Source organism: Streptomyces melanogenes (assembly GCF_014649795.1).
In the GTDB taxonomy this organism is placed as follows: Bacteria; Actinomycetota; Actinomycetes; order Streptomycetales; family Streptomycetaceae; genus Streptomyces; species Streptomyces noboritoensis.
The window spans coordinates 25,594-44,949 of sequence record NZ_BMTS01000010.1; the positions used below are offsets into that span (position 1 = coordinate 25,594).

The window sequence follows — 19,356 nt, forward strand, 5'->3', positions numbered from 1 at the left end:
GGGGACGCGTCCCCGCCCGCCCCTGGTACGGCCGTGTCGCGACCCCGCCCCCTGCTGGCTCCTGCGCCCCCGCCAGGCAGCCCGGAGGGTACCCATGGCAGCGGGCCGCGGCGCGGCCAGGACGGCGGGCGGACCCGGTTCACCGGATCCGCCCGCCGTCCGCCCAACTCCCCTTCCTACTGCTGAAGTTGACGATACGAGCCGTAGTGCGGCCGTCTGCCGTTCAGGGCGTCGGCGTAGAGCCGGAAGAAGCGGTCGCCGTAGACGGGGCTGTAGGTGATCTGGTGGTAGCGGGGGTCGGACTCGGGCACGTCCATGCCGCCGCCGTAGAAGCCGCCGACGTTCCCGATGATCTCGCCGGTCCCGGCGTCCCAGTCGACGTCGGAGAACCACGGCCCGCCGGAGACCCCGCCCCACATCCCGGCGCACTCGACCCGCATCTGCCGGAACCCGGACAGCGGCCCCGACCGCGCCGCACAGCGCACGGGCTGGTCCGCCGGATTGCGCCCCACCCGGGGGTAGCCGAGCATCGTCACGTCCTGGCGGTATCCGGGCGTACGGACGAGGTGGTTGGCCCCCACGGCATCCTGCACACTGCGGCCGTCGGGCGCCGCCGCCACCCGCGCGAAGGCGTAGTCCAGGTCGGAGACGGCCCCCTTGCTGTTGCGGACGTACTGGTCGTCCACGTACCAGTCGGTGACCCGGTAGAACCCGTACGGCTGGTCGGCCAGCTCGCTGCTCGCGCGGTACTGCGGTACGAAGACGGCCCGCCCGCCCGCGCAGTGACCCGCCGTCAGGATCAGATCGCGCCCGCCGCTCTCCACCACGCTCGCCGAGCACTTGTGCGCGCGCAGCTCGCCGGTCGTGGGGTCCGCGCCCGCGGAGGTGAACAGCACGCCCACGGAGGAGATCCCGGAGAAGTGCTCGGCGCTCGGCATACTGGGCACGGCGGCCGGCGGCCCGGGCGTACCGGTCGGGACGCCGTCGGCGTCGGGGCGTCCGGGGTCGGTGGCGGCGGAGATGCGCCCGGGGTTCCAGAAGCCGAGGACGTCGGCGTCCGACCAGCCGTCGTCGCCGGGAGCGGTCCACTCCCCCGCATGCGAGGTCGTACCGGGCGCCGCGTCGGCGGGTGTTCCACCGGCCAGCAGGAGCGCGCCCGAGGCGGCGAGGGTGAGCCCGAGCCGCAGCCCCACCGTCGGCCCCGGCCGCAGTCGGAAGAGATTCACGGCCGACATCCTGCCCGAATGATCCATATATGCCGCTGAGGCTCAACGGGTGCGCGACCGGAGCGCCCCGTCGTGTGCGCAGCAGCGCTCGAACGCCCGCCAGTCCGTCTCCAACCGCCACTGGAGGGCGGCCTTGGGGCTGGCGGCCAGGAACGTCCGGCAGGCGGCATCAGGCCGCCGGTCCGGGTCGGGGGTGTCGCCCCGGCAGGGCGCGGCGAAGGTGTCGTACCGGTCCTGCTCCCGCCACAGGTTGGCCCCCTCGACGAAGGCGTGGTCCAGCGAGGCGCGGGCGGCGGTCCGCAGTTCCCCGATGCCCAGGTGCTGGTCGGTGACGCCCAGTCGGAAGACGTCGGTGAGGCTGCTCCGGCTGACGCCGGGGTCGTCGGTGGCCAGGGCGAGGGGCACCCAGGCGTCGAGATAGGTGTGCAGGGGGTGCCGGTCGCCGCTGACCCGGAGGATCTGGTCGTGGCTGATCAGGGGAGCCTCGACGAGGACGTGCCGCCCGCGCATCCGGGCGGCCAGGTCCTGGTACCCACGCTCGTCGAGGAGGTCGACACCGTGCCCGATGCGCTCGGCGCCCGCCACGTCGACGGCCTGGGCGATGTGGAAGGTGAGGTCGCGGCCGCCGACCCCGTTCAGCCCGTCGACCAGCTCACCGGCGTGCAGGCTGACGTGGACGGACGGGGCGCGGGACCTGAGGAAGCCGATCATCTTCATGTGCAGGGTGTAGTCCCGCAGGGCGATCGGGGCGTCCTCGGGCTGGACCATGTTCACCCCGACGACCCGGCCGATCCGGCGGCGGGCGAGTTCGAAGCCGAGGATCTGCTGGGCGAAGACGTGGCGGGCGGCCTGGGCGCGGCCGACCTGGTAGTCGAAGCGGATGACGACGGAACACGCCTCCGGCGCGGGCGCACGGTCGCAGCCGAGAATCTTGCGGTAGTCGTGGAAACTCTGGTCGTACGCGGCCGCGGCCTCCCGGACGATCTCCTGGAACCGGGGATCCCGCGTGAGGACCCGGTGGAACTCCGCCAGGCCGGACGGGCCCGGGTCCGCCGGATGCACCCGGTCGACCAGCCGCTGGAGCGGCTCGGCCGCCTCGGTCACCAGCGTCTCGACATACGCGGTCCGCTCCCACGCGGCGTCCCGGGCCACCTCGGCCAGCATGTCCGCGTCGTGGCCCGCCTCCGCCTCGGCGAACTTCCCGAAGGTGGCGAAGAAGTGGTCGTGCCCGGGCTGCGGGTCGCCGTCGGGCGGCAGGACGAACCCGCGCATCGACCAGGCCCGGACGACCGCACGGCGGAACGGCCCCGGCTGCATGGCGTCCTGGGCGGGCCGCTGCCCGGTGGCACACGGCTGGGGTCCGGGTGTGACGACGTACGTGGTGGTGTCGACGCACTTGCGGTCGCGGGCGGCGTACCCGATGAGGGATTCCGCGCGGACGGCACCACCGAGGTGATGGTGCAGGTCACCGCCCTTGGGGAGGTCACGCAGGAGGTCGGTGGGGGTGGAGCGGTCCAACTGGGGCTGGGAGCGGCCCGGTTGGCCCTGACCGGCCTCGGCTGGGCGCTGCCCGATGACACCCGCACCGGCCCCGGTGGCTTCCGCCACCCCCGGCAGCACGCCCACGGCCAGCCCGAGCGCGGTCGCCCCGGCCAGCACCGACCACCTGCGTCGCATTCTCTTCTCCATGCCCTGTCCCTCTCCCTCCCCCGGTCCTCATACTCACTACAGGGCACACCAGAACCGCCCGACGCGCGCACGGCAGGCCCCCGTGTGGCCGACACGCGGCGGTCGTCCCGCACCGGGGAGCCCGCCAGTGGCTACGGTGATCCGCGGTTCCCCGCCGCCACTTCCGCCGACATCACCCGGAGGCACCCGTGAAGATGCTGATCAACGTGGCCGAAACCGTCGTCGCCGACGCGTTGCGCGGGATGGCGGCCGCGCATCCGGAGTTGACCGTCGACGTGGAGAACCGGGTCATCGTGCGCCGGGACGCGCCGTTCGCCGGGAAGGTGGGGCTGGTGTCCGGGGGCGGGTCGGGGCACGAGCCGTTGCACGGGGGGTTCGTGGGGCGCGGGATGCTCGCCGCCGCGTGTCCCGGTGAGGTGTTCACCTCGCCCGTGCCGGACCAGATGGTGCGGGCCGCGGCCGCCGTGGACAGCGGGGCCGGGGTGCTGTTCGTCGTCAAGAACTACACCGGTGACGTGCTCAACTTCGACATGGCCGTGGAGCTCGCCGAGGACGAGGGCGTCCAGATCGCCAAGGTGCTCGTCGACGACGACGTCGCCGTGACCGACAGCCTGTACACGGCGGGGCGGCGCGGCACCGGGGCCACCCTCTTCGTGGAGAAGATCGCGGGTGCGGCGGCCGAGGAGGGCGCGCCCCTGGAGCGGGTGGAGGCGATCGCCCGCCGGGTGAACGCGAGTTCGCGCAGCTTCGGCGTCGCGCTCAGCGCCTGCACCACCCCCGCCAAGGGCGGCCCGACCTTCGACCTGCCGCCCGGCGAGCTGGAGCTCGGCGTCGGCATCCACGGCGAGCCCGGCCGCGAGCGGCGGGCCATGATGACCTCCCGGGAGATCGCGGACTTCGCCGTGGACGCCGTCCTGGAGGACCTCGAGCCGACGAGTCCCGTACTGCTCCTGGTCAACGGCATGGGGGCCACCCCGCTCCTGGAGCTGTACGGGTTCAACGCCGAGGTGCACCGGGTGCTGGCCGAGCGGCGCGTCCCGGTGGCCCGCACGCTCGTGGGCAACTATGTGACCTCCCTCGACATGGCGGGCTGCTCGGTGACGCTGTGTCAGGCCGACGAGGAGCTGCTGCGACTGTGGGACGCGCCGGTGAACACGCCCGCGCTGCGGTGGGGTTGCTGACCCGTGGCCCGGCTGAGCGTTCCGTCCGTACAACCCGATTCCGTACACCTCAAGGAGGGCCCGTGCTCGACGCCGCATTCTTCCGCCGCTGGATGACCGCGACCGCCTCGGCCGTGGACCGGGAGGCGGCGCGGCTGACCGACCTGGATTCGGCCATCGGCGACGCCGACCACGGCGCCAACCTCCAGCGCGGCTTCACCGCCGTCACCGCCGTCCTGGAGAACGAGGCGCCGGACACGCCCGGTGCCGTACTCGCCCTCGCCGGGCGGCAGTTGATCTCGACCGTGGGCGGCGCCTCCGGACCGCTCTACGGGACGCTGCTGCGCCGCACCGGCAAGGCGCTCGGCGACCGGGCCGAGGTGAGCCGCGAGGAGCTCGCCACCGCGCTGGGCGAGGGCGCGGCGGCGGTGGCGCAGCTGGGCGGGGCCGTCGCCGGGGACAAGACGATGCTGGACGCGCTGCTCCCGGCCGTCGAGGCGCTCGGGGAGTCCTTCGCGGCGGCGGGCGCGGCGGCGGAGGCCGGGGCGCTCGCGACCGTACCGCTCCAGGCCCGCAAGGGCAGGGCCAGCTATCTGGGCGAGCGTTCCATCGGCCATCAGGACCCGGGCGCGACCTCGTCGGCACTGCTCATCGGGGCGCTCCAGGAGGCCGCCGCGTGAGCGGGAGCGCGGGCGGGGCCGGCGGCCGGGCGGAAGCCGACGAGGCCGCCGGGCTCGTCGGGGTCGTGCTCGTCTCCCACAGCTCGGAGGTCGCCGCCGCCGTCGCCGCGCTCGCGATCGGTCTCGCGGGCGGGGGCACGACCGCTCCCGTCGCGGCCGCGGGCGGCACCCCCGACGGCGGCCTCGGCACCAGCTCCGAGCTGATCGCGGAGGCGGCGGCCGCCGTCGACCGGGGCGCGGGCGTGGCGGTCCTGGTGGACCTGGGCAGCGCGGTGCTCACCGTGAAAGCACTCCTCGCCGAGGGCGACGAGCTGCCCAAGGGGGCGCGGCTGGTGGACGCCCCCTTCGTCGAGGGCGCGGTGGCGGCCGTCGTGACCGCCTCGGCCGGGGCGGACCTGGACGCGGTGGAGGCGGCGGCCTCGGAGGCGTACGGCTACCGGAAGGTGTGATCTGCGGCACCCGAGCCGGGGCCCGGCGGGACGTTCCCGCCGGGCCCTCGGGCGTCCGGCCCACAAGCGCCGGAGCGCCTTTATGCAACTTGTTGCACAAGAGCGCCCCGTGCTCTACAACTGGAGCGACGACACCGCCGTACCTGGAGACGCCCCGATGAGCGACTACCCCCACCTGCTGAGCCCCCTCGACCTCGGCTTCACCACCCTTCCCAACCGGGTGCTGATGGGGTCCATGCACATCGGGCTCGAAGAGGCCGAGAACGGGTTCGAGCGGATGGCGGCGTTCTACGCCGAGCGGGCGCGCGGCGGGGTCGGCCTCATGGTCACCGGCGGCATCTCCCCGAACGACGCGGGCCGCCCGTACGAGGGCGGCGCCAAGCTCACCACCGAGGCGGAGGCCGCCCAGCACCGCACGGTCACCGACGCGGTGCACGCGGCGGGCGGCCGGATCGCGATGCAGATCCTGCACTTCGGCCGGTACGCCTACCACCAGGACCTGGTGGCGCCGAGCGCGCTCCAGGCCCCCATCAGCCCCTTCGTGCCGCACGCCCTGACCGACGACGAGGTCGAGCAGACCGTCGAGGACTTCGTCCGCGCGGCCGAGCTGGCCAAGTCCGCCGGGTACGACGGCGTCGAGATCATGGGCTCCGAGGGCTATCTGATCAACGAGTTCATCGCGGGCGCGGTGAACCGGCGCACCGACCGCTGGGGCGGCTCGTACGAGAACCGGATGCGCTTCCCCGTCGAGATCGTCCGCCGTACGCGGGAGCGGGTCGGCGCGGACTTCATCCTCATCTACCGGCTCTCCATGCTGGACCTGGTGCCCGGCGGCTCCACGCTGGAGGAGGTCGTCACGCTCGCGAAGGCCATCGAGGAGGCCGGGGCGACCCTCATCAACACCGGCATCGGCTGGCACGAGGCCCGCATCCCCACCATCGCGACCTCGGTGCCGCGCGGCGCGTACACCTGGGTGACCAAGAAGCTGATGGGGTCGGTCTCCATCCCGCTGATCACCAGCAACCGCATCAACACCCCGGAGGTGGCCGAGCGGCTGCTCGCCGAGGGCCGGGCGGACATGGTGTCGATGGCGCGGCCGTTCCTGGCCGACCCCGAGTTCGTCGCCAAGACGGCCGCGGGGCGCTCCGAGACCATCAACACCTGCATCGGCTGCAACCAGGCCTGCCTGGACCACACCTTCAGCGGGAAGATCACCTCCTGCCTGGTCAACCCGCGCGCCTGCCACGAGACCGAGCTGGTCCTCTCCCCCACCAAGCGCCGCAAGAGCCTCGCGGTGGTCGGCGCGGGCCCGGCCGGGCTCGCCTTCGCGGTCTCGGCGGCCGAGCGCGGCCACGCGGTCACCCTCTTCGACGCGGCCGCGGAGATCGGCGGCCAGCTGAACATCGCCAAGCGGATCCCCGGCAAGGAGGAGTTCGAGGAAACGCTGCGCTACTACCGTACGCAGCTCGAACTGCGCGGCGTGGACGTCCGGTTGAACACCACGGCGACCGCCGACGAGCTGACCTCCGGCGGCTACGACGAGGTCGTCGTCGCCACCGGTGTGACGCCCCGCACCCCCGAGATCCCCGGCTCCGACCACCCCAGCGTCCTCACCTACCTGGACGTGCTGCGCGACGGCGCGCCGGTCGGCGAGCGGGTGGCGATCGTCGGCGCGGGCGGCATCGGCTTCGACGTCGCCGAGTTCCTGACCGACGGCGGCGAAGCGGCGAGCCTGGACCCCGAGACGTACTTCCGGCAGTGGGGCGTCGACACCTCGTACGAGGAGCGCGGCGGGCTGCGCGCGCCCGAGCGGCCCAAGCCGCCGCGCACGGTGCACCTGCTCCAGCGCAAGACCTCCAAGGTCGGCGCGGGCCTGGGCAAGACCACGGGCTGGATCCACCGCACCGAGCTGAAGCACCGGGGCGTGACGATGGTGCCGGGTGTCGGCTACGACCGGATCGACGACGCCGGCCTGCACCTCACCGTCGACGGCACCTCCACCGTGCTGCCGGTGGACACCGTGGTCCTGTGCGCCGGGCAGGAGCCGCGTCGCGACCTGTACGAGGAGCTGGCGGCGGCGGGCGCCACCGTGCACCTGATCGGCGGCGCGGACGTGGCCGCCGAGCTGGACGCCAAGCGCGCCATCGACCAGGGCACCCGGCTGGCGGCGGCCCTCTGACGGCACCGGGGCCGCACTCGGGCCGGGCGGCGGAATCTAGGATGCGGTCATGTCCCTCCCGCACGCGATCCTGACCGCCCTGCTCGAAAAGCCCTCGTCGGGGCTGGAGCTGACCCGCCGGTTCGACAGGTCGTTCGGCTTCTTCTGGTCCGCGACGCACCAGCAGATCTACCGCGAGCTGGGCAAGCTGGAGCAGTCCGGGGCCATCCGCGCACTGCCGTCCGAGGCCCCGGCGCGCGGCCAGAAGAAGGAGTACGAGGTGCTGCCCGCGGGCCGCGCGGAGCTCGCCGCGTGGGCCGCCGCCGGGCAGGACCCGCGCCCCATGCGGGACCCGCTGCTGCTGCGGATGCGGGCGGCGGCGGTGGTCGGCACGGACGGACTCACCGCCGAGCTGCGCCGCCATCTCGATCTGCACGAGCGGCAGTTGGAGATGTACGAGGGGATCGAGCGGCGGGACTTCCCGCCGGAGCGGGACAGCGAGCAGGACCGGCTGCGCCACCTCGTGCTGCGCGGCGGCATCGAACTGGAGACGTTCTGGATCCGCTGGCTGACGCAGGCGCTGGATACGGTGGACGGGGAGGAGTGAGCCCGGCCCCCGTGAGCCCGGCCCCGCACGGCGGACGGGCACCGTCCCCACGGGCGTTGTATTATGCAACTAGCCAGTGAGAGGACCAGCCGTGCCCAGCCGAGACCAGTCGGTCACCACCATCCAGCGGGAGCTGACCGCGTTCGCCCGCCGCGCCCGGGCCGCCGCCGCGCGGATGCACCCGGAGCTGTCCCTGGTCTCCTTCACGCTGCTGTCCCACATGGAGGACCAGCAGGGGTGCCGCGCGACCGACCTCGCCGCGTACTACATGCTCGACAAGTCGACGATCAGCCGGCAGATCGCGGCCCTGGAGAAGCTGGGGTTCATCGAACGCCGCACCGACCCGGCCGACCACCGCATCCAGCTGCTCCACCTCACCGCCGCCGGCACCGAGAAGCTCGCCGAGGCGGCGGTGCTGCGCCGGCACGCCTTCCACGAGCGCCTGGCGGACTGGGAGGAGGGCGACCTCGAACGGTTCGCCGCGTACCTGCTCCGCTACAACAGCACGGCTCCCGACGGGAGTTGACGGCCCGGGAGCTACCGCGCTCCCCCGCCCGGCGTGACCAGCCCCGTCTCGTACGCGAGCACCACCGCCTGCGCCCTGCTGGCGAGGTCGAGTTTGCTCATCGCCCGGTTCAGATGGGTCTTGACCGTCGCCTCGCTGATGAAGAGGTGGTCGGAGATCTCCAGGTTGGACAGGCCGCGCGCGGTGAGCTTGAGGACCTCGGTCTCGCGGGCGGTGAGCGCGTCCAGGTCCGCCGAGAGGTGCGGCGCGTGCTCGACGGGCGGCGCGAAGGCCTCCACCAGGCGCCGGGTGACGCTCGGCGCGAAGAGGGTGTCGCCGCCGCCGACCGCAGCGACCGCCGTGAGCAGCCGCTCCGGCCCCGAGTCCTTGAGCAGGAACCCCGAGGCACCGGCCCGCAGCGCGGAGTAGACGTACTCGTCGAGGTCGAACGTGGTGAGGATGAGGATGCGCGGCGCCGGGTCCTCGGCGTCCGCGAGGATCCGCTCGGTGGCGGCGATGCCGCTCATCCCGGGCATCCGGATGTCCATCAGGATCACGTCGGGGCGGGTTCGCGCCGCCTGGGCGACCGCCTCCTCGCCGTCGCTCGCCTCGCCGACGACGTCGATGCCCGCCGCTCTCAGCAGCGCGACCAGACCGGCCCGTACGAGGAACTGGTCGTCGACCACGAGTGCCCTGGTCATGGCAGCGCGTCTTCCCCCTGTGTCATACGGGCTGGGCCGAGGTCGGCAGCAGCAGCCGGACCTCGAAGCCTCCCTCGCTCCTCGGGCCGGTGCTGATCGTGCCGCCGTAGAGCTTGGCCCGCTCCCGCATTCCGATCAACCCGTGTCCACTACCCGATCGGTTTCTGACCGGATTCGCCTTCGTACCCTCGTTCACGACGGCGAGCGAGACATGGTTCCGCTCGTAACAGACTTCCACGGCCGTCCGTGCGCCGGGCGCGTGTTTCAGGACATTGGTGAGCGCCTCCTGCGCCACCCGGTACGCGCAGAGGTCGACGCCGGGCGCGAGCGGCCGCACCTCCCCCAGCACCCTCAACTCCACCGGCAGACCGCCCGCCCGCAGCCGCTCCACCATGTCCGAGAGGCGTGAGAGGCCCGGCATCGGGGCCGACGGCTCGCCATCGAGGTCCTCGGCGCGCAGCACGTGCAGCATGCGCCGCAGCTCCTCCAGGGCCTCCTGGCTGGTGGCCGAGATGGTGCCGAGCGCCCCGCGCGCGGTGGGCGGGTCGGACTCGAAGACGAAGCGGGCCAGACCCGACTGGACCGATATCACCGACATGTGGTGGGCGATGATGTCGTGCAACTCCCGGGCGATGCGGCCGCGTTCCTCGGCCACTTCGCGCCGGGCCCGGGCCTCCTGCTCCTTGGCGAGCTGGTCGGCGAGCTTGGTGGAGCGGCGGGCCACCCGGCCGAACCGCCAGATGACGGCAGGGACGGCGAGGGCCTGGACGACCACGGACGGCATGGAGTCGCTCCCGACCCGGAACCCCGCGAACAGCCAGACCGCGCCGAGAACTCCGGCGCAGCTGACGGAGGTTCGGGCGGGGCGGGTGGCGGCGACCGTGTAGCACGCGATCATCCCGCCGTACGTGCCCACGACCGGCCAGTTCCCCAGCGCGATGTAGAGCGTCCACGTCGCGATGACGAAGAGGCACACGCCCACCGGCGCCTTGGAACGGAACGCGCACGCCATGTTGATGATCACGGCGAGCACATATCCGAGCAGGTCGAGCGGGGGTTGCCCCTGGCTGGAGGCCTCCCGGCCCAGCAGCACGGCGACACATGTCTGTGCCAGCGCGACGAGCACATCGGCGGCAACGGGGCGGATCCGCATTACCGCAGCTTAATTGCAGGTCAGACACGCGGCGTCAACCGTTCGCGGTGCACGGACTACCGCAGGAGTTGTAGACGGATCCACTCCTTCCGCAGCGGTTCCGAAACCCGTTTGTCACCGCCGTCCGCCGGTGTTGGAGTGGGCGCATGGACAACGAAGAAGTGCTGGCCCTGTTCGACCGGCAGATGCGCGAGACCTCGCCGCCCGACGGCCCCCTCGCCCGGGTGGAGCGCGCGGGCCGGGTCGTGCGGCAGGTGGGACCGGACCCCGTCTGGAACGGCGTCCTCTGGTCGGACCTCGACGAGGAGTGCGCCGACCACGAGATCGCCGAGCAGGTACGGCACTTCGGCTCGCTCGGCCGCGAGTTCGAGTGGAAGCTGTACGCGCACGACACCCCGGGCGACCTCGGTGAGCGGCTGCTGGCGGCCGGGTTCACGGCCGAGCCCGCCGAGGCCCTGATGGTCGCGGAGAGCGAGGACCAGATGGGCGCGGTGGAGCTGCCCGGGGGCGTCGAGCTGGTGCCGGTGACCGACCCGGCCGGGGTGGCGCTGATGACGGCGGTGCACGAGCAGGCGTTCGGCGAGGACTCCCCCCGGCTCGCCCGGCGCATGGAGCTCCAGCTCGCCGAGGCCCCCGACACCCTGGTCGCGGTGGTGGCGATGGCCGACGGGGTGCCGGTGTGCGCGGCCCGTATGGAGCTGATCCCGGGGACGGAGTTCGCCGGGCTGTGGGGCGGTGGCACCGCCGAGGCCTGGCGCGGCAAGGGCATCTACCGGGCGCTGGTCTCCTACCGCGCCCGCATCGCCGCCGAGCGCGGCTACCGCTTCCTCCAGGTCGACGCCTCCGACCAGAGCGCCCCGATCCTGCACCGCCTGGGCTTCGCCCGCCTCAGCACGACCACGCCCTACGTCTACCAGCCTTGATCGGGGCGCCCGTTGAGGGTCAGCGGGCGTAGACGGCGACGAAGTCGCGGGTGGCCTGGTTGTAGTAGCGCTCCGGAGGGTTCTCGAAGTCCAGGATGTTGGTGGGCACCGGGTCGTCCGGGGTGCGGCTGCCGTCGTAGCTCATGAAGGACGGCCAGGCGCGGTTCATGTCGAGGGGCATCGCGCGGACCGCGCCCGCGCGTTCCATCAGCTCGGCGAGCGTACGGGCCGAGAGCGCCTGGCCGACGACCATGATCACATCGCCCTCGGCGGTGACGCCGACGCCGGAGCGGGCCACGTACATCCTGCTCTGGTCGGTGGCGCCCCACTTGGCGTCGTTGTCGATGTCGGGTACCACCCGTCCGCCGTCGACCATCAGGTCGAGGCACTGGCGCACCCCGACCACCTCCGGGGTCATCCGCACGTCCCGGCCCCAGACGCCGATGCGGATCGAGCCGTCGCGGTAGAAGACCTCGGAGGCGGCGCCGTCGCGGAGCTCGCCGGCGGTTTTCCCTTCGAGGTAGAAGCCACCCCGGGAGCCGCCGTCGGTGATCTTGAAGCCGCCGTTCCAGGACGCCACCAGGCCCGTGCGCTGCCCCTTGGGGATGCTGGGCGGGACGGCGAAGGACCCGCCCGGCTCACGCAGTCCGGGGTGGAGCTCGAAGCGGGAGTCCTTGGCGCTGATCCAGGCGACGGCCGCCTCGTACGAGGTGTGGGCGGCGTCGGGGCGCACATAGGTGCCCTGCACGACCGGGCGGCCGTGGGCGGAGACCAGTGCGCGCCAGACGCCCTCGCCCGGCAGCGCCGGGGCGACCAGCGGCCGCATCGGGGCCCGTAGCGGCGCCCCGCCGCGCGCGGCGGCCGGTGGGGCGACGGCCGCCGCGCGCATCCGGGCCAGCGACCCGCTCGGCAGCGACCCGCCGACCTTCGGCGGGTCCAGCTCGTACTGGAGGTTCTCCAGCTTGTCGACGACGAAGCCCAGCTCGTGCTCGCGGGCCCAGCCCGCCAGGCGCGCCGCCGTGCTGTCGTCACCCGGATAGGTCAGGGCCTCGCCCACCGACCAGCCCACGGTCCCGGCGCCGAGCACGCACACCGCCAGCGTGGACCGGACGGCCAGGCGGCGCCGACGACGCTGGGGCGGCGTCAGATCGCGGCGGTGTCTCCACGGCAGCAGCCGGCGACGGGCCATGGCGCTCCCTCTCCGAGGTGGTTCCGGGCGGACATGCATCCGAAATGCCCGGATGTATGCCTTCTTTCTGCTATAGCCCGATCGCCCGGAACCTAATCAGCCCGCACACTGGTCGCCATGGCCGAGAAACGCAGCGCGGGGCTCCTCCTCTACCGGACCGCACCGACCGGCGTCGAAGTGCTGATCGGGCACATGGGCGGCCCGTTCTGGTCCGGCCGCGACGAGGCCGCCTGGTCGATCCCCAAGGGCGAGTACGGCCCGGAGGAGACTCCCGAGGCGGCGGCCCTGCGCGAGTTCGAGGAGGAGCTGGGCCTGCCCGCCCCCGACGGCACGCCGGTGCCGCTCGGCGAGTCGCGGCAGGCCAACGGGAAGGTGGTGACGGTCTGGGCGGTCGAGGCCGACCTGGACCTGGCGGGCGTGGTGCCCGGCACCTTCACCATGGAGTGGCCCCGGGGCTCCGGCACGCAGCAGGAGTTCCCGGAGCTGGACCGCGTCGCCTGGCTCGCGCCCGAGGACGCGTCGCCCAGGCTGGTGGCGGGGCAGCGGGTCTTCCTCGACCGGCTGGCCGTGCACCTCCAGGAGTCCGGGCGGACCTGACGGCTCAGGCCGCGCGCGGGGCCCGGCGGCGATGGCCCTCGATGATCCCGGCGTAGTGGCGTCCGCTGCCCTTCACTGTCCGCTTCTGGGTCGCGTAGTCGACGTGGACCAGGCCGAACCGCTTGTCGTAGCCGTACGCCCACTCGAAGTTGTCCAGGAGCGACCAGGCGTAGTACCCGGCCAGCGGGGCGCCCCTGCGGGCTGCGCGGGCACAGGCCGCCAGGTGCTCGCGCAGGTACTGGACGCGCTCGGGGTCGTGGACGGTGCCGTCGGGCCGGACCACGTCCGGGTAGGCCGAGCCGTTCTCGGTGACGAGGATCCGGTGGGCGCCGTAGTCGTCGGTCAGCCGCATCAGCAGGGTCTCGATGCCGCTCGCATCGATCTCCCAGTCCATGCCGGTGCGCGGCAGCCGGGGGCGCGCGACCTGGCGGGCGAAGGGGTACGGGCCCTGCGGGTCGTCGGCGACGCGCACCCCGAAGTAGTAGTTGAGGCCCAGCCAGTCGAGCGGCTCGGCGATGGCGGCGAGGTCGCCGGGGCGCTCGGGCAGCTCCACCCCGTACACCTCCCTCATGTCGGCGGGGAAGCCCCGGCCGTGCACCGGGTCGAGCCACCAGCGGTTGGTGTGGCCGTCCATCCGGCGGGCGGCGGCGAGATCCGCCTCGGACCCGGTGGCGGGCTCGACGGTCGACAGGTTGTTGACGATGCCGATCCGCGCGGCGGGGGCGGCCGCGCGCAGCGCCCGGGTGGCCAGACCGTGGCCGAGCAGCAGGTGGTACGAGGCGCGGACGGCGGCCGTGATGTCGGTGAGGCCGGGCGCCATCCGGCCTTCGAGGTGCCCGATCCACGCCGAGCAGAGCGGCTCGTTGAGCGTGGCCCACAGCGGGACGCGGTCGCCGAGCGCCCCGGCCGCGACCGCCGCGTAGGCGGCGAAGTGCTCGGCGGTGTCCCGGGCGGGCCAGCCGCCCCGGTCCTGGAGGGCCTGCGGCAGGTCCCAGTGGTAGAGGGTGGCGTTGGGGGTGATCCCGGCCTCCAGGAGGGCGTCGACGAGGCGGGAGTAGAAGTCGAGCCCCGCCCGGTTGACCGGCCCGTCGCCGCCCGGGAGGATGCGCGGCCAGGCGAGCGAGAAGCGGTACGAGGTGACGCCGAGCTCCTTCATCAGTGCGATGTCCTCGCGCCACCGGTGGTAGTGGTCGCAGGCGGTGTCACCGTGGTGGCCGCCGTCGACCTTCCCGGGGGTGTGCGAGAAGGTGTCCCAGATCGAGGGGGCTCGGCCGTCCTCGGCCACGGCCCCCTCGATCTGGTACGCGGAGGTGGCCACGCCCCAGGCGAAGTCCTTCGGGAGGGCGGCGAGGTCGATGGGCTCGGTCACGAATGTCCTTTCGGGGAAGTGGGGGTGACGATCCGTCACTTCACGGCGCCGGCCGTGAGCCCGGCGACGAGATAGCGCTGGAGCAGCAGGAACCCGGCGACCACCGGCAAGCTGACGACCAGCGACGCGGCCATGACCTGGTTCCAGTACACGTCGTTCTGGGTGGCGTAGCCCTGGAGGCCCACGGCGAGGGTGCGGGTGGTGTCGTTGGTCATCACCGAGGCGAACAGGACCTCGCCCCACGCCGTCATGAACGCGTACACCGCGACCGCCACGATGCCGGGGATCGCCGCCGGGACGACGACCCGGAACAGCGCGCCGAGCGGCCCGCAGCCGTCGACCATCGCCGCCTCGTCGAGGTCGCGCGGGACCGAGTCGAGGTAGCCGATGAGCATCCAGATGGAGAAGGGCAGGGAGAAGGTGAGGTAGGTGAGGATGAGGCCGCCGCGCGAGCCGTAGAGGGCGACCCCGGTGGTGTTGCCGACGTTGACGAAGATCAGGAACAGCGGCAGCAGGAAGAGGATGCCGGGGAACATCTGGGTGGACAGGACGGTCACGGTGAACACGCGCTTGCCGCGGAAGCGGTAGCGGCTCACCGCGTACGCCGCGAAGACCGCGACGACGACGGACAGGACGGTCGCCGCGCCCGCCACGATCAGCGAGTTCACGAAGTACTTGGCGAGCGGGACGGTCTTCCAGATGTCGAGGTAGGGCCGCACGGTCAGCCCGCTGGGCAGCCACCGGAACCGCCCGGACACGTCCTGCAGCGGTTTGAGCGAGCTGCTGGCCATCACGTACACCGGCAGCAGCACGAACCCGGTGAGCAGGGTGAGGAAGATCCGCCGGGACCAGACGAAGGAGCGGGGCGGTGCGGTGGGGCTCGGGCTAGACATCCGCGGACTTCCTTCCCCTGGACGTCAGGAGCAGATAGCCGCCCGTCACCACGAGCAGGAACAGCACCAGCAGCACCGACATCGCGGCGCCGGTGCCGAAGTTCCAGGTGACGAACGACGACTGGTAGATGTGGATGGAGACCAGGTCCGCCGCCTTCGGCGCCGAGCGCCCGAACAGCACGTACGGCGTGTTGAAGTCGTTGAACGTCCACAGGAACAGCACCAGGACGAGGACCTGGTTGACCGGCCGCAGCGACGGCAGCGTGATGCGGCGGATCTGCTGCCACACCCCCGCGCCGTCGATCGCCGCCGCCTCGTACAGCTCCTTGGGGATGTTCTGCAGCCCGGCCGTCACGATGAGGAAGGCGAACGGCCAGCCCTTCCAGACCGAGACGGTCAGCAGCGCATAGAAGCTGTTGTCGCCGATCAGCCAGAACGCGCGGTCGCCGCCGAGCCCGAGCTGGTCGTGCAGGACGTGGTTGACCAGCCCGTTGTCGCGCTGGAACATGAACGCCCAGGTGATGACGGCCGCGTAGACCGGCAGCGCGTAGGGGACGAGGAAGAGCGCGCGCAGCAGCCCCCGACCGCGGAAGCTCTCCTGCATGAAGACCGCCGCCGCCGTGCCGAGCAGCCAGCACAGGGCGACCGAGGCCACCGTGAACAGGCAGGTGGTGACGAAGGAGTCGAGCAGGTCCTTGCCGACGGGTGCGGAGAAGTCGACGGAGATCCTGTAGTTGTCGAATCCGGACCAGGGCGCGGTGGTCCAGTCGCGGATGTAGAACTGGGTGAGCGTCTTGAAGCTCATCACGACGCCGATGACCATCGGCACCAGATGGACGAGGAGTTCGAGGGCGAGGGCCGGGAGCAGGAGCAGATACGGCAGGCTCGCACGGCGGATCCAGCCGGGGGCGCGGGAACTGCGGCGGCGGGCCCGCGGTGGCCCGGACCGCTCGGCGCGCTCCGGTGGCGCCTGCGCGCCGACGGCGGTGGGCGCGGGGGTCGGCGGGGTCACGGGGGCGCTCACTTCGGCATCTGCTGCTGGGCCTTGGTGAGGGCCTCCTTCACGGATTCGGTGGTGACCTCCCGGCCCGCCGCCGCGTCGGCCCACAGGCCCTTGACGGCGGTGCCGACGGCCGTCTCGAACTGGGACTCCTCGGGGACCTGTGGCAGCGGGGCGGCGCTCTTGAGCAGCGTCTCCTTGAGCACCGAGGTGTCGGGGGCGCCGAAGGCGGGGTCCTGCTGCGCGGCCTTGACCGGCGGGATCGAGCCGTACGTCTTGTTGAGGATCCTCTGTTCCTCGTCGCTGGTCATGAACTTCACGAACCGGAGCGCGCCATCGCGGTTGTGGGTGTTCTTGAAGACGGAGATGTTGATGCCCGCGACCATCGAGTTCACGTTCTTGACGGCGTCCGGGGTCCCGGCCGGGACGGGCACCGGGGCGACGCCCCAGTCCTCGGGCTTCATGCCCTGCGCGGCGAAGGTGGAGGCGGCGGCCTGCCACAGCACCATGGCGGTCCTGCCGGTGGAGAAGTCGCGCAGCGACTGGTTCTGGGCGTACTCGGCGTTGCCCGGCGCGACGATCCTGTCCTTGGCCATGAAGTCGACGTACTGCTTCACCGCGGCGACCGCGCCCTCCGAGGTGAAGGTGGGCTTCCCGGCGGAGTCGAAGAAGTCCGCGCCGTGCTGCTTGCCGAGGACGAACACCTGGTGGATGTTGTTGGCGAGGTTGGCGCCCTCTGCGCCCAGCGCCCACTTGCCGTCCTTGGAGAGCCTCTTGCCGTCCGCGACGAGCTCGTCCCAGGTCGCGGGCGGCTTCGCTATCCCCGCGTCGGCGAACATCTTCTTGTTGTAGTAGAGCGCGTACGACAGCGAGTACAGCGGGACGGCCGCCGGGTCCTTGCCCGGGGCGCCGGCCGCGGCGACCGCGGAGTCCGCGAACCTGGCCCGGCCGCCTATCGCGTCGAACGCCGCCTGGTCCCACGGCAGGAGCGCGCCGGTGGCCTGGAGCGAGGCGGACCAGGTGTTGCCGATGTTCAGTACGTCGGGTCCCTGGCCGGAGGTGGTGGCGGCGAGGATGCGGTTGAGCAGGTCGGACCAGGGGATGACCTCCAGCTTCACCTTGATCCCGCTCTGCTGCTCGAACTTCTTGAGCTCGGCGGTCAGGATCTTCTTGTCCGCCTCGATGTTCGGACCCTGGTTGGACGCCCAGTACGTCAGGGACTTCGGGGAGTCGTTGCCGCCCGATCCTCCCGTGTCGGAGCCGCCGCCGCAGGCGCTCGCGGTGGCGGCGAGAGCGGTGACGGTCGCGAAGGCAGCCGCGGCTCGGAGTCTGCGCATGACGGGATCGCCCCTTTCCGGGGTTCCAGAGGTGGTCGGGTGCCGAAGGTGGTGGGTTGCAGAGGTGGTGGGTTTCCGGGCAGGCCGAGTTCAGGTCCTGAACAGACTCACGCCTTAATTTAGGACGTGAGTTAAGACCCGAGAGAAGGTCGCGTCAAGGCCCCGCGCGACGGTATGTTGCACGCAGGGAGGGAGCCATATGGCCATGCCGAACAGACGAACCGTTCGTGACCTGCGGCGCGACAACCGGACCGCGGTATTGCAACGGTTGTATTTCGACGGTCCGACGAGCCGTCAGGCGCTCGGCCCCGCCACCGGGTTGAGTTCAGGTTCCATCAGCAACGTGGTCACCGAGCTCGTCGCCGAGGGGGTTCTGGAGGACGCCGGGGTCGTCGACTCGGACGGCGGCCGCCCGCGCACCCTGCTCCGGGTCGCCCGCGACAGCGGTCACCTCATCGGGGTGGACGTGGGCGAGACGCGTGTCCGCGTCGAGCTGTTCGACCTGGTGATGAGTGAACTGGCCCGCGCTGAGCTGCCGTTGGAGACCGGCGGCTACGACGTGGACCACATCGTCGGGCTCATCCGCGACGGCGTGGCCGCCGTGCTGCGCGACGCCGCCCCGGCGCCCGAGCGCCTGCTCGGCATCGGCGTCGGGGTCCCGGGCATCGTCGACCGCAGCGGCGCCGAGGGCGCCGTGGTGCACGGGCAGACCATCGGCTGGGACGCGGTCCCGCTGGAGGCCCTGCTGCGCACCGCGCTCGCCGCCGAACTCCCGCCGGGCGTCCGCCTCTTCGTGGAGAACGGCGCCAAGACGCTCGGCCAGGCCGAGATGTGGTTCGGCGGCGGGCGCGGCGCCGAGAACGCGGTGATCGTGCTGTTCGGCTCGGGCGTCGGCGCGTGCATCGTCTCCGACGGGCAGATCTACGGGGGTGCGCACAGCAGCGCCGCGGAGTGGGGCCACACCACCGTCCATGTACGGGGGCGCCGCTGCCGGTGCGGGGCGCCCGGCTGCCTGGAGGCGTACGCGGGGGCGGAGGCGCTGGTCGCGCGCTGGCGGGAGGCGGGCGCCACCCTGCCGGACGGCATCGAGGAGGAGGCGGCCGTGTCGGCGCTGGTGGCGGCGGCGCATCCGGCGGGAGTTGACCCGGAGGCGGGGAGTGCGGGCGAGTCGGACGCCGATCCCGTCGCGCGGGCCGTGCTCGACGAGACCGCCGAGTACCTCGGCGCCGGGCTCTCCGACCTCATCAACCTCTACAACCCCGAGCGCATCCTCATCGGCGGCTGGGCCGGGCTCCAACTCGGCCCGTACATCCTGGAGTCGGTGCGCGCGCACGCCACCGCCTACGCGCTGCGGCACCCCGCCGAGCGCGTCACCATCGAGCTCGGGCGGCTCGGTCCGGACGCGGTCACGGTCGGCGCCGCGACCCTGCCACTGGCCGACTTCTTCGCGCGCGGCGGCCGCCGCGCACCGGCCGACGAGACGCCCGCCGTCCCCGAACAGCCCGGCTGGCGGGCCTCGGTGGAGGAGCGCGCCGCACGCTGACGGCTATGAGGGGGGGGTGGGCGCCCCCCCGGGGGGCTGCGGGCACAGCCGAGCCCTCGGCCCCAACAACCGTTCTGCGTACAACTCTTGACGTGTCGGTAACGCGGGAGAACCATCTGGGTGGCAATCGGAGAGCGCTCTCAGATATCCCGTCCCTCACCCCCACGACTCAGGATC

Annotated in this window: 18 protein-coding genes; 9 read left to right on the top strand and 9 right to left on the bottom strand. The window is 72.4% G+C overall.

Annotated elements, in window-relative coordinates; genetic code table 11:
* Positions 1-176: 176 nt before the first annotated feature.
* On the bottom strand, positions 177-1,226 hold the full coding sequence (locus IE252_RS43380; RefSeq protein ID WP_229848703.1) for a trypsin-like serine peptidase: 1,050 nt from the start codon (positions 1,224-1,226) through the stop codon (positions 177-179).
* A 42-nt stretch (positions 1,227-1,268) separates the two neighbouring features.
* Positions 1,269-2,903: an amidohydrolase family protein gene (locus tag IE252_RS21910; RefSeq protein WP_190091150.1), complete on the bottom strand. Its 1,635-nt coding sequence runs from the start codon at positions 2,901-2,903 to the stop codon at positions 1,269-1,271.
* 200 nt (positions 2,904-3,103) lie between these two features.
* On the opposite strand from IE252_RS21910, the gene dhaK reads away from it, so the two are divergent.
* The 6 genes from dhaK to IE252_RS21940 all read left to right on the top strand — a co-directional run bounded on the left by dhaK (position 3,104) and on the right by IE252_RS21940 (position 8,495).
* Positions 3,104-4,096, top strand: a complete 993-nt coding sequence (gene dhaK, locus IE252_RS21915; RefSeq protein ID WP_190091151.1) for a dihydroxyacetone kinase subunit DhaK — start codon at positions 3,104-3,106, stop codon at positions 4,094-4,096.
* A 62-nt stretch (positions 4,097-4,158) separates the two neighbouring features.
* Positions 4,159-4,755 (top strand): dihydroxyacetone kinase subunit DhaL, encoded by a 597-nt coding sequence (gene dhaL / locus IE252_RS21920; RefSeq protein WP_190091152.1) that lies wholly within the window; start codon positions 4,159-4,161, stop codon positions 4,753-4,755.
* Positions 4,752-5,204, top strand: a complete 453-nt coding sequence (locus IE252_RS21925; RefSeq protein WP_190091153.1) for a PTS-dependent dihydroxyacetone kinase phosphotransferase subunit DhaM — start codon at positions 4,752-4,754, stop codon at positions 5,202-5,204. The genes dhaL and IE252_RS21925 overlap by 4 nt, the downstream gene beginning before the upstream one ends.
* Before the next feature lie 157 nt (positions 5,205-5,361).
* Positions 5,362-7,383 (top strand): NADPH-dependent 2,4-dienoyl-CoA reductase, encoded by a 2,022-nt coding sequence (locus IE252_RS21930; RefSeq protein ID WP_190091406.1) that lies wholly within the window; start codon positions 5,362-5,364, stop codon positions 7,381-7,383.
* A gap of 49 nt (positions 7,384-7,432) precedes the next feature.
* Entirely contained in the window at positions 7,433-7,969 is a 537-nt protein-coding gene (locus IE252_RS21935) for a PadR family transcriptional regulator (RefSeq protein ID WP_101386853.1), read from the top strand.
* 91 nt (positions 7,970-8,060) lie between these two features.
* Positions 8,061-8,495 carry a MarR family winged helix-turn-helix transcriptional regulator gene (locus IE252_RS21940; RefSeq protein WP_229848705.1) on the top strand — a complete coding sequence of 145 codons (435 nt, stop codon included), beginning with the start codon at positions 8,061-8,063 and terminating at the stop codon, positions 8,493-8,495.
* 11 nt (positions 8,496-8,506) lie between these two features.
* On the opposite strand, the gene IE252_RS21945 is transcribed toward IE252_RS21940, so the two are convergent.
* Together IE252_RS21945 and IE252_RS21950 are read right to left on the bottom strand one after the other, a co-directional pair.
* Entirely contained in the window at positions 8,507-9,175 is a 669-nt protein-coding gene (locus IE252_RS21945) for a response regulator (RefSeq protein WP_190091154.1), read from the bottom strand.
* Positions 9,176-9,197: 22 nt separating this feature from the next.
* A complete protein-coding gene (locus IE252_RS21950; protein WP_190091155.1) occupies positions 9,198-10,328 on the bottom strand; it encodes a sensor histidine kinase in 1,131 nt (376 codons plus the stop codon).
* A gap of 146 nt (positions 10,329-10,474) precedes the next feature.
* On the opposite strand from IE252_RS21950, the gene IE252_RS21955 reads away from it, so the two are divergent.
* Entirely contained in the window at positions 10,475-11,251 is a 777-nt protein-coding gene (locus IE252_RS21955; protein ID WP_190091156.1) for a GNAT family N-acetyltransferase, read from the top strand.
* A 19-nt stretch (positions 11,252-11,270) separates the two neighbouring features.
* Here the strand turns inward: IE252_RS21955 and IE252_RS21960 are convergent, their stop codons facing one another.
* Positions 11,271-12,440, bottom strand: a complete 1,170-nt coding sequence (locus IE252_RS21960; RefSeq protein ID WP_190091157.1) for a phosphodiester glycosidase family protein — start codon at positions 12,438-12,440, stop codon at positions 11,271-11,273.
* A gap of 117 nt (positions 12,441-12,557) precedes the next feature.
* On the opposite strand from IE252_RS21960, the gene IE252_RS21965 reads away from it, so the two are divergent.
* On the top strand, positions 12,558-13,037 hold the full coding sequence (locus tag IE252_RS21965) for an NUDIX hydrolase (protein WP_190091158.1): 480 nt from the start codon (positions 12,558-12,560) through the stop codon (positions 13,035-13,037).
* Positions 13,038-13,041: 4 nt separating this feature from the next.
* Here IE252_RS21965 and IE252_RS21970 read toward each other — a convergent pair whose 3' ends face one another.
* The 4 genes from IE252_RS21970 to IE252_RS21985 are packed head-to-tail and all read right to left on the bottom strand — an operon-like array spanning position 13,042 to position 17,636.
* A complete protein-coding gene (locus IE252_RS21970; RefSeq protein ID WP_190091159.1) occupies positions 13,042-14,406 on the bottom strand; it encodes a GH1 family beta-glucosidase in 1,365 nt (454 codons plus the stop codon).
* A gap of 35 nt (positions 14,407-14,441) precedes the next feature.
* Positions 14,442-15,299: a carbohydrate ABC transporter permease gene (locus tag IE252_RS21975; RefSeq protein ID WP_190091160.1), complete on the bottom strand. Its 858-nt coding sequence runs from the start codon at positions 15,297-15,299 to the stop codon at positions 14,442-14,444.
* Positions 15,292-16,323, bottom strand: coding sequence for a carbohydrate ABC transporter permease (locus tag IE252_RS21980; protein WP_373298590.1), 1,032 nt, complete (start codon positions 16,321-16,323; stop codon positions 15,292-15,294). The genes IE252_RS21975 and IE252_RS21980 overlap by 8 nt, the downstream gene beginning before the upstream one ends.
* Positions 16,320-17,636 carry an ABC transporter substrate-binding protein gene (locus tag IE252_RS21985; protein ID WP_190091162.1) on the bottom strand — a complete coding sequence of 439 codons (1,317 nt, stop codon included), beginning with the start codon at positions 17,634-17,636 and terminating at the stop codon, positions 16,320-16,322. Before IE252_RS21985 ends, IE252_RS21980 begins: the two co-directional genes overlap by 4 nt.
* Before the next feature lie 199 nt (positions 17,637-17,835).
* Here IE252_RS21985 and IE252_RS21990 point away from each other — a divergent pair, with 199 nt between their 5' ends.
* Positions 17,836-19,179: an ROK family protein gene (locus IE252_RS21990; protein ID WP_190091163.1), complete on the top strand. Its 1,344-nt coding sequence runs from the start codon at positions 17,836-17,838 to the stop codon at positions 19,177-19,179.
* Positions 19,180-19,356: the final 177 nt, after the last annotated feature.

Excerpts from the sequence above, each read along its gene's own strand:
- IE252_RS21990 (WP_190091163.1), top strand. The coding sequence starts at position 17,836 with ATGGCCATGCCGAACAGACGAACCGTTCGTGACCTGCGGCGCGACAAC.
- IE252_RS21965 (WP_190091158.1), top strand. The coding sequence starts at position 12,558 with ATGGCCGAGAAACGCAGCGCGGGGCTCCTCCTCTACCGGACCGCACCG.
- IE252_RS21960 (WP_190091157.1), bottom strand. The coding sequence starts at position 12,440 with ATGGCCCGTCGCCGGCTGCTGCCGTGGAGACACCGCCGCGATCTGACG.
- IE252_RS21975 (WP_190091160.1), bottom strand. The coding sequence starts at position 15,299 with ATGTCTAGCCCGAGCCCCACCGCACCGCCCCGCTCCTTCGTCTGGTCC.
- IE252_RS21945 (WP_190091154.1), bottom strand. The coding sequence starts at position 9,175 with ATGACCAGGGCACTCGTGGTCGACGACCAGTTCCTCGTACGGGCCGGT.
- IE252_RS21910 (WP_190091150.1), bottom strand. The coding sequence starts at position 2,903 with ATGCGACGCAGGTGGTCGGTGCTGGCCGGGGCGACCGCGCTCGGGCTG.
- IE252_RS21950 (WP_190091155.1), bottom strand. The coding sequence starts at position 10,328 with ATGCGGATCCGCCCCGTTGCCGCCGATGTGCTCGTCGCGCTGGCACAG.
- IE252_RS21955 (WP_190091156.1), top strand. The coding sequence starts at position 10,475 with ATGGACAACGAAGAAGTGCTGGCCCTGTTCGACCGGCAGATGCGCGAG.
- IE252_RS21935 (WP_101386853.1), top strand. The coding sequence starts at position 7,433 with ATGTCCCTCCCGCACGCGATCCTGACCGCCCTGCTCGAAAAGCCCTCG.
- IE252_RS21930 (WP_190091406.1), top strand. The coding sequence starts at position 5,362 with ATGAGCGACTACCCCCACCTGCTGAGCCCCCTCGACCTCGGCTTCACC.
- IE252_RS21985 (WP_190091162.1), bottom strand. The coding sequence starts at position 17,636 with ATGCGCAGACTCCGAGCCGCGGCTGCCTTCGCGACCGTCACCGCTCTC.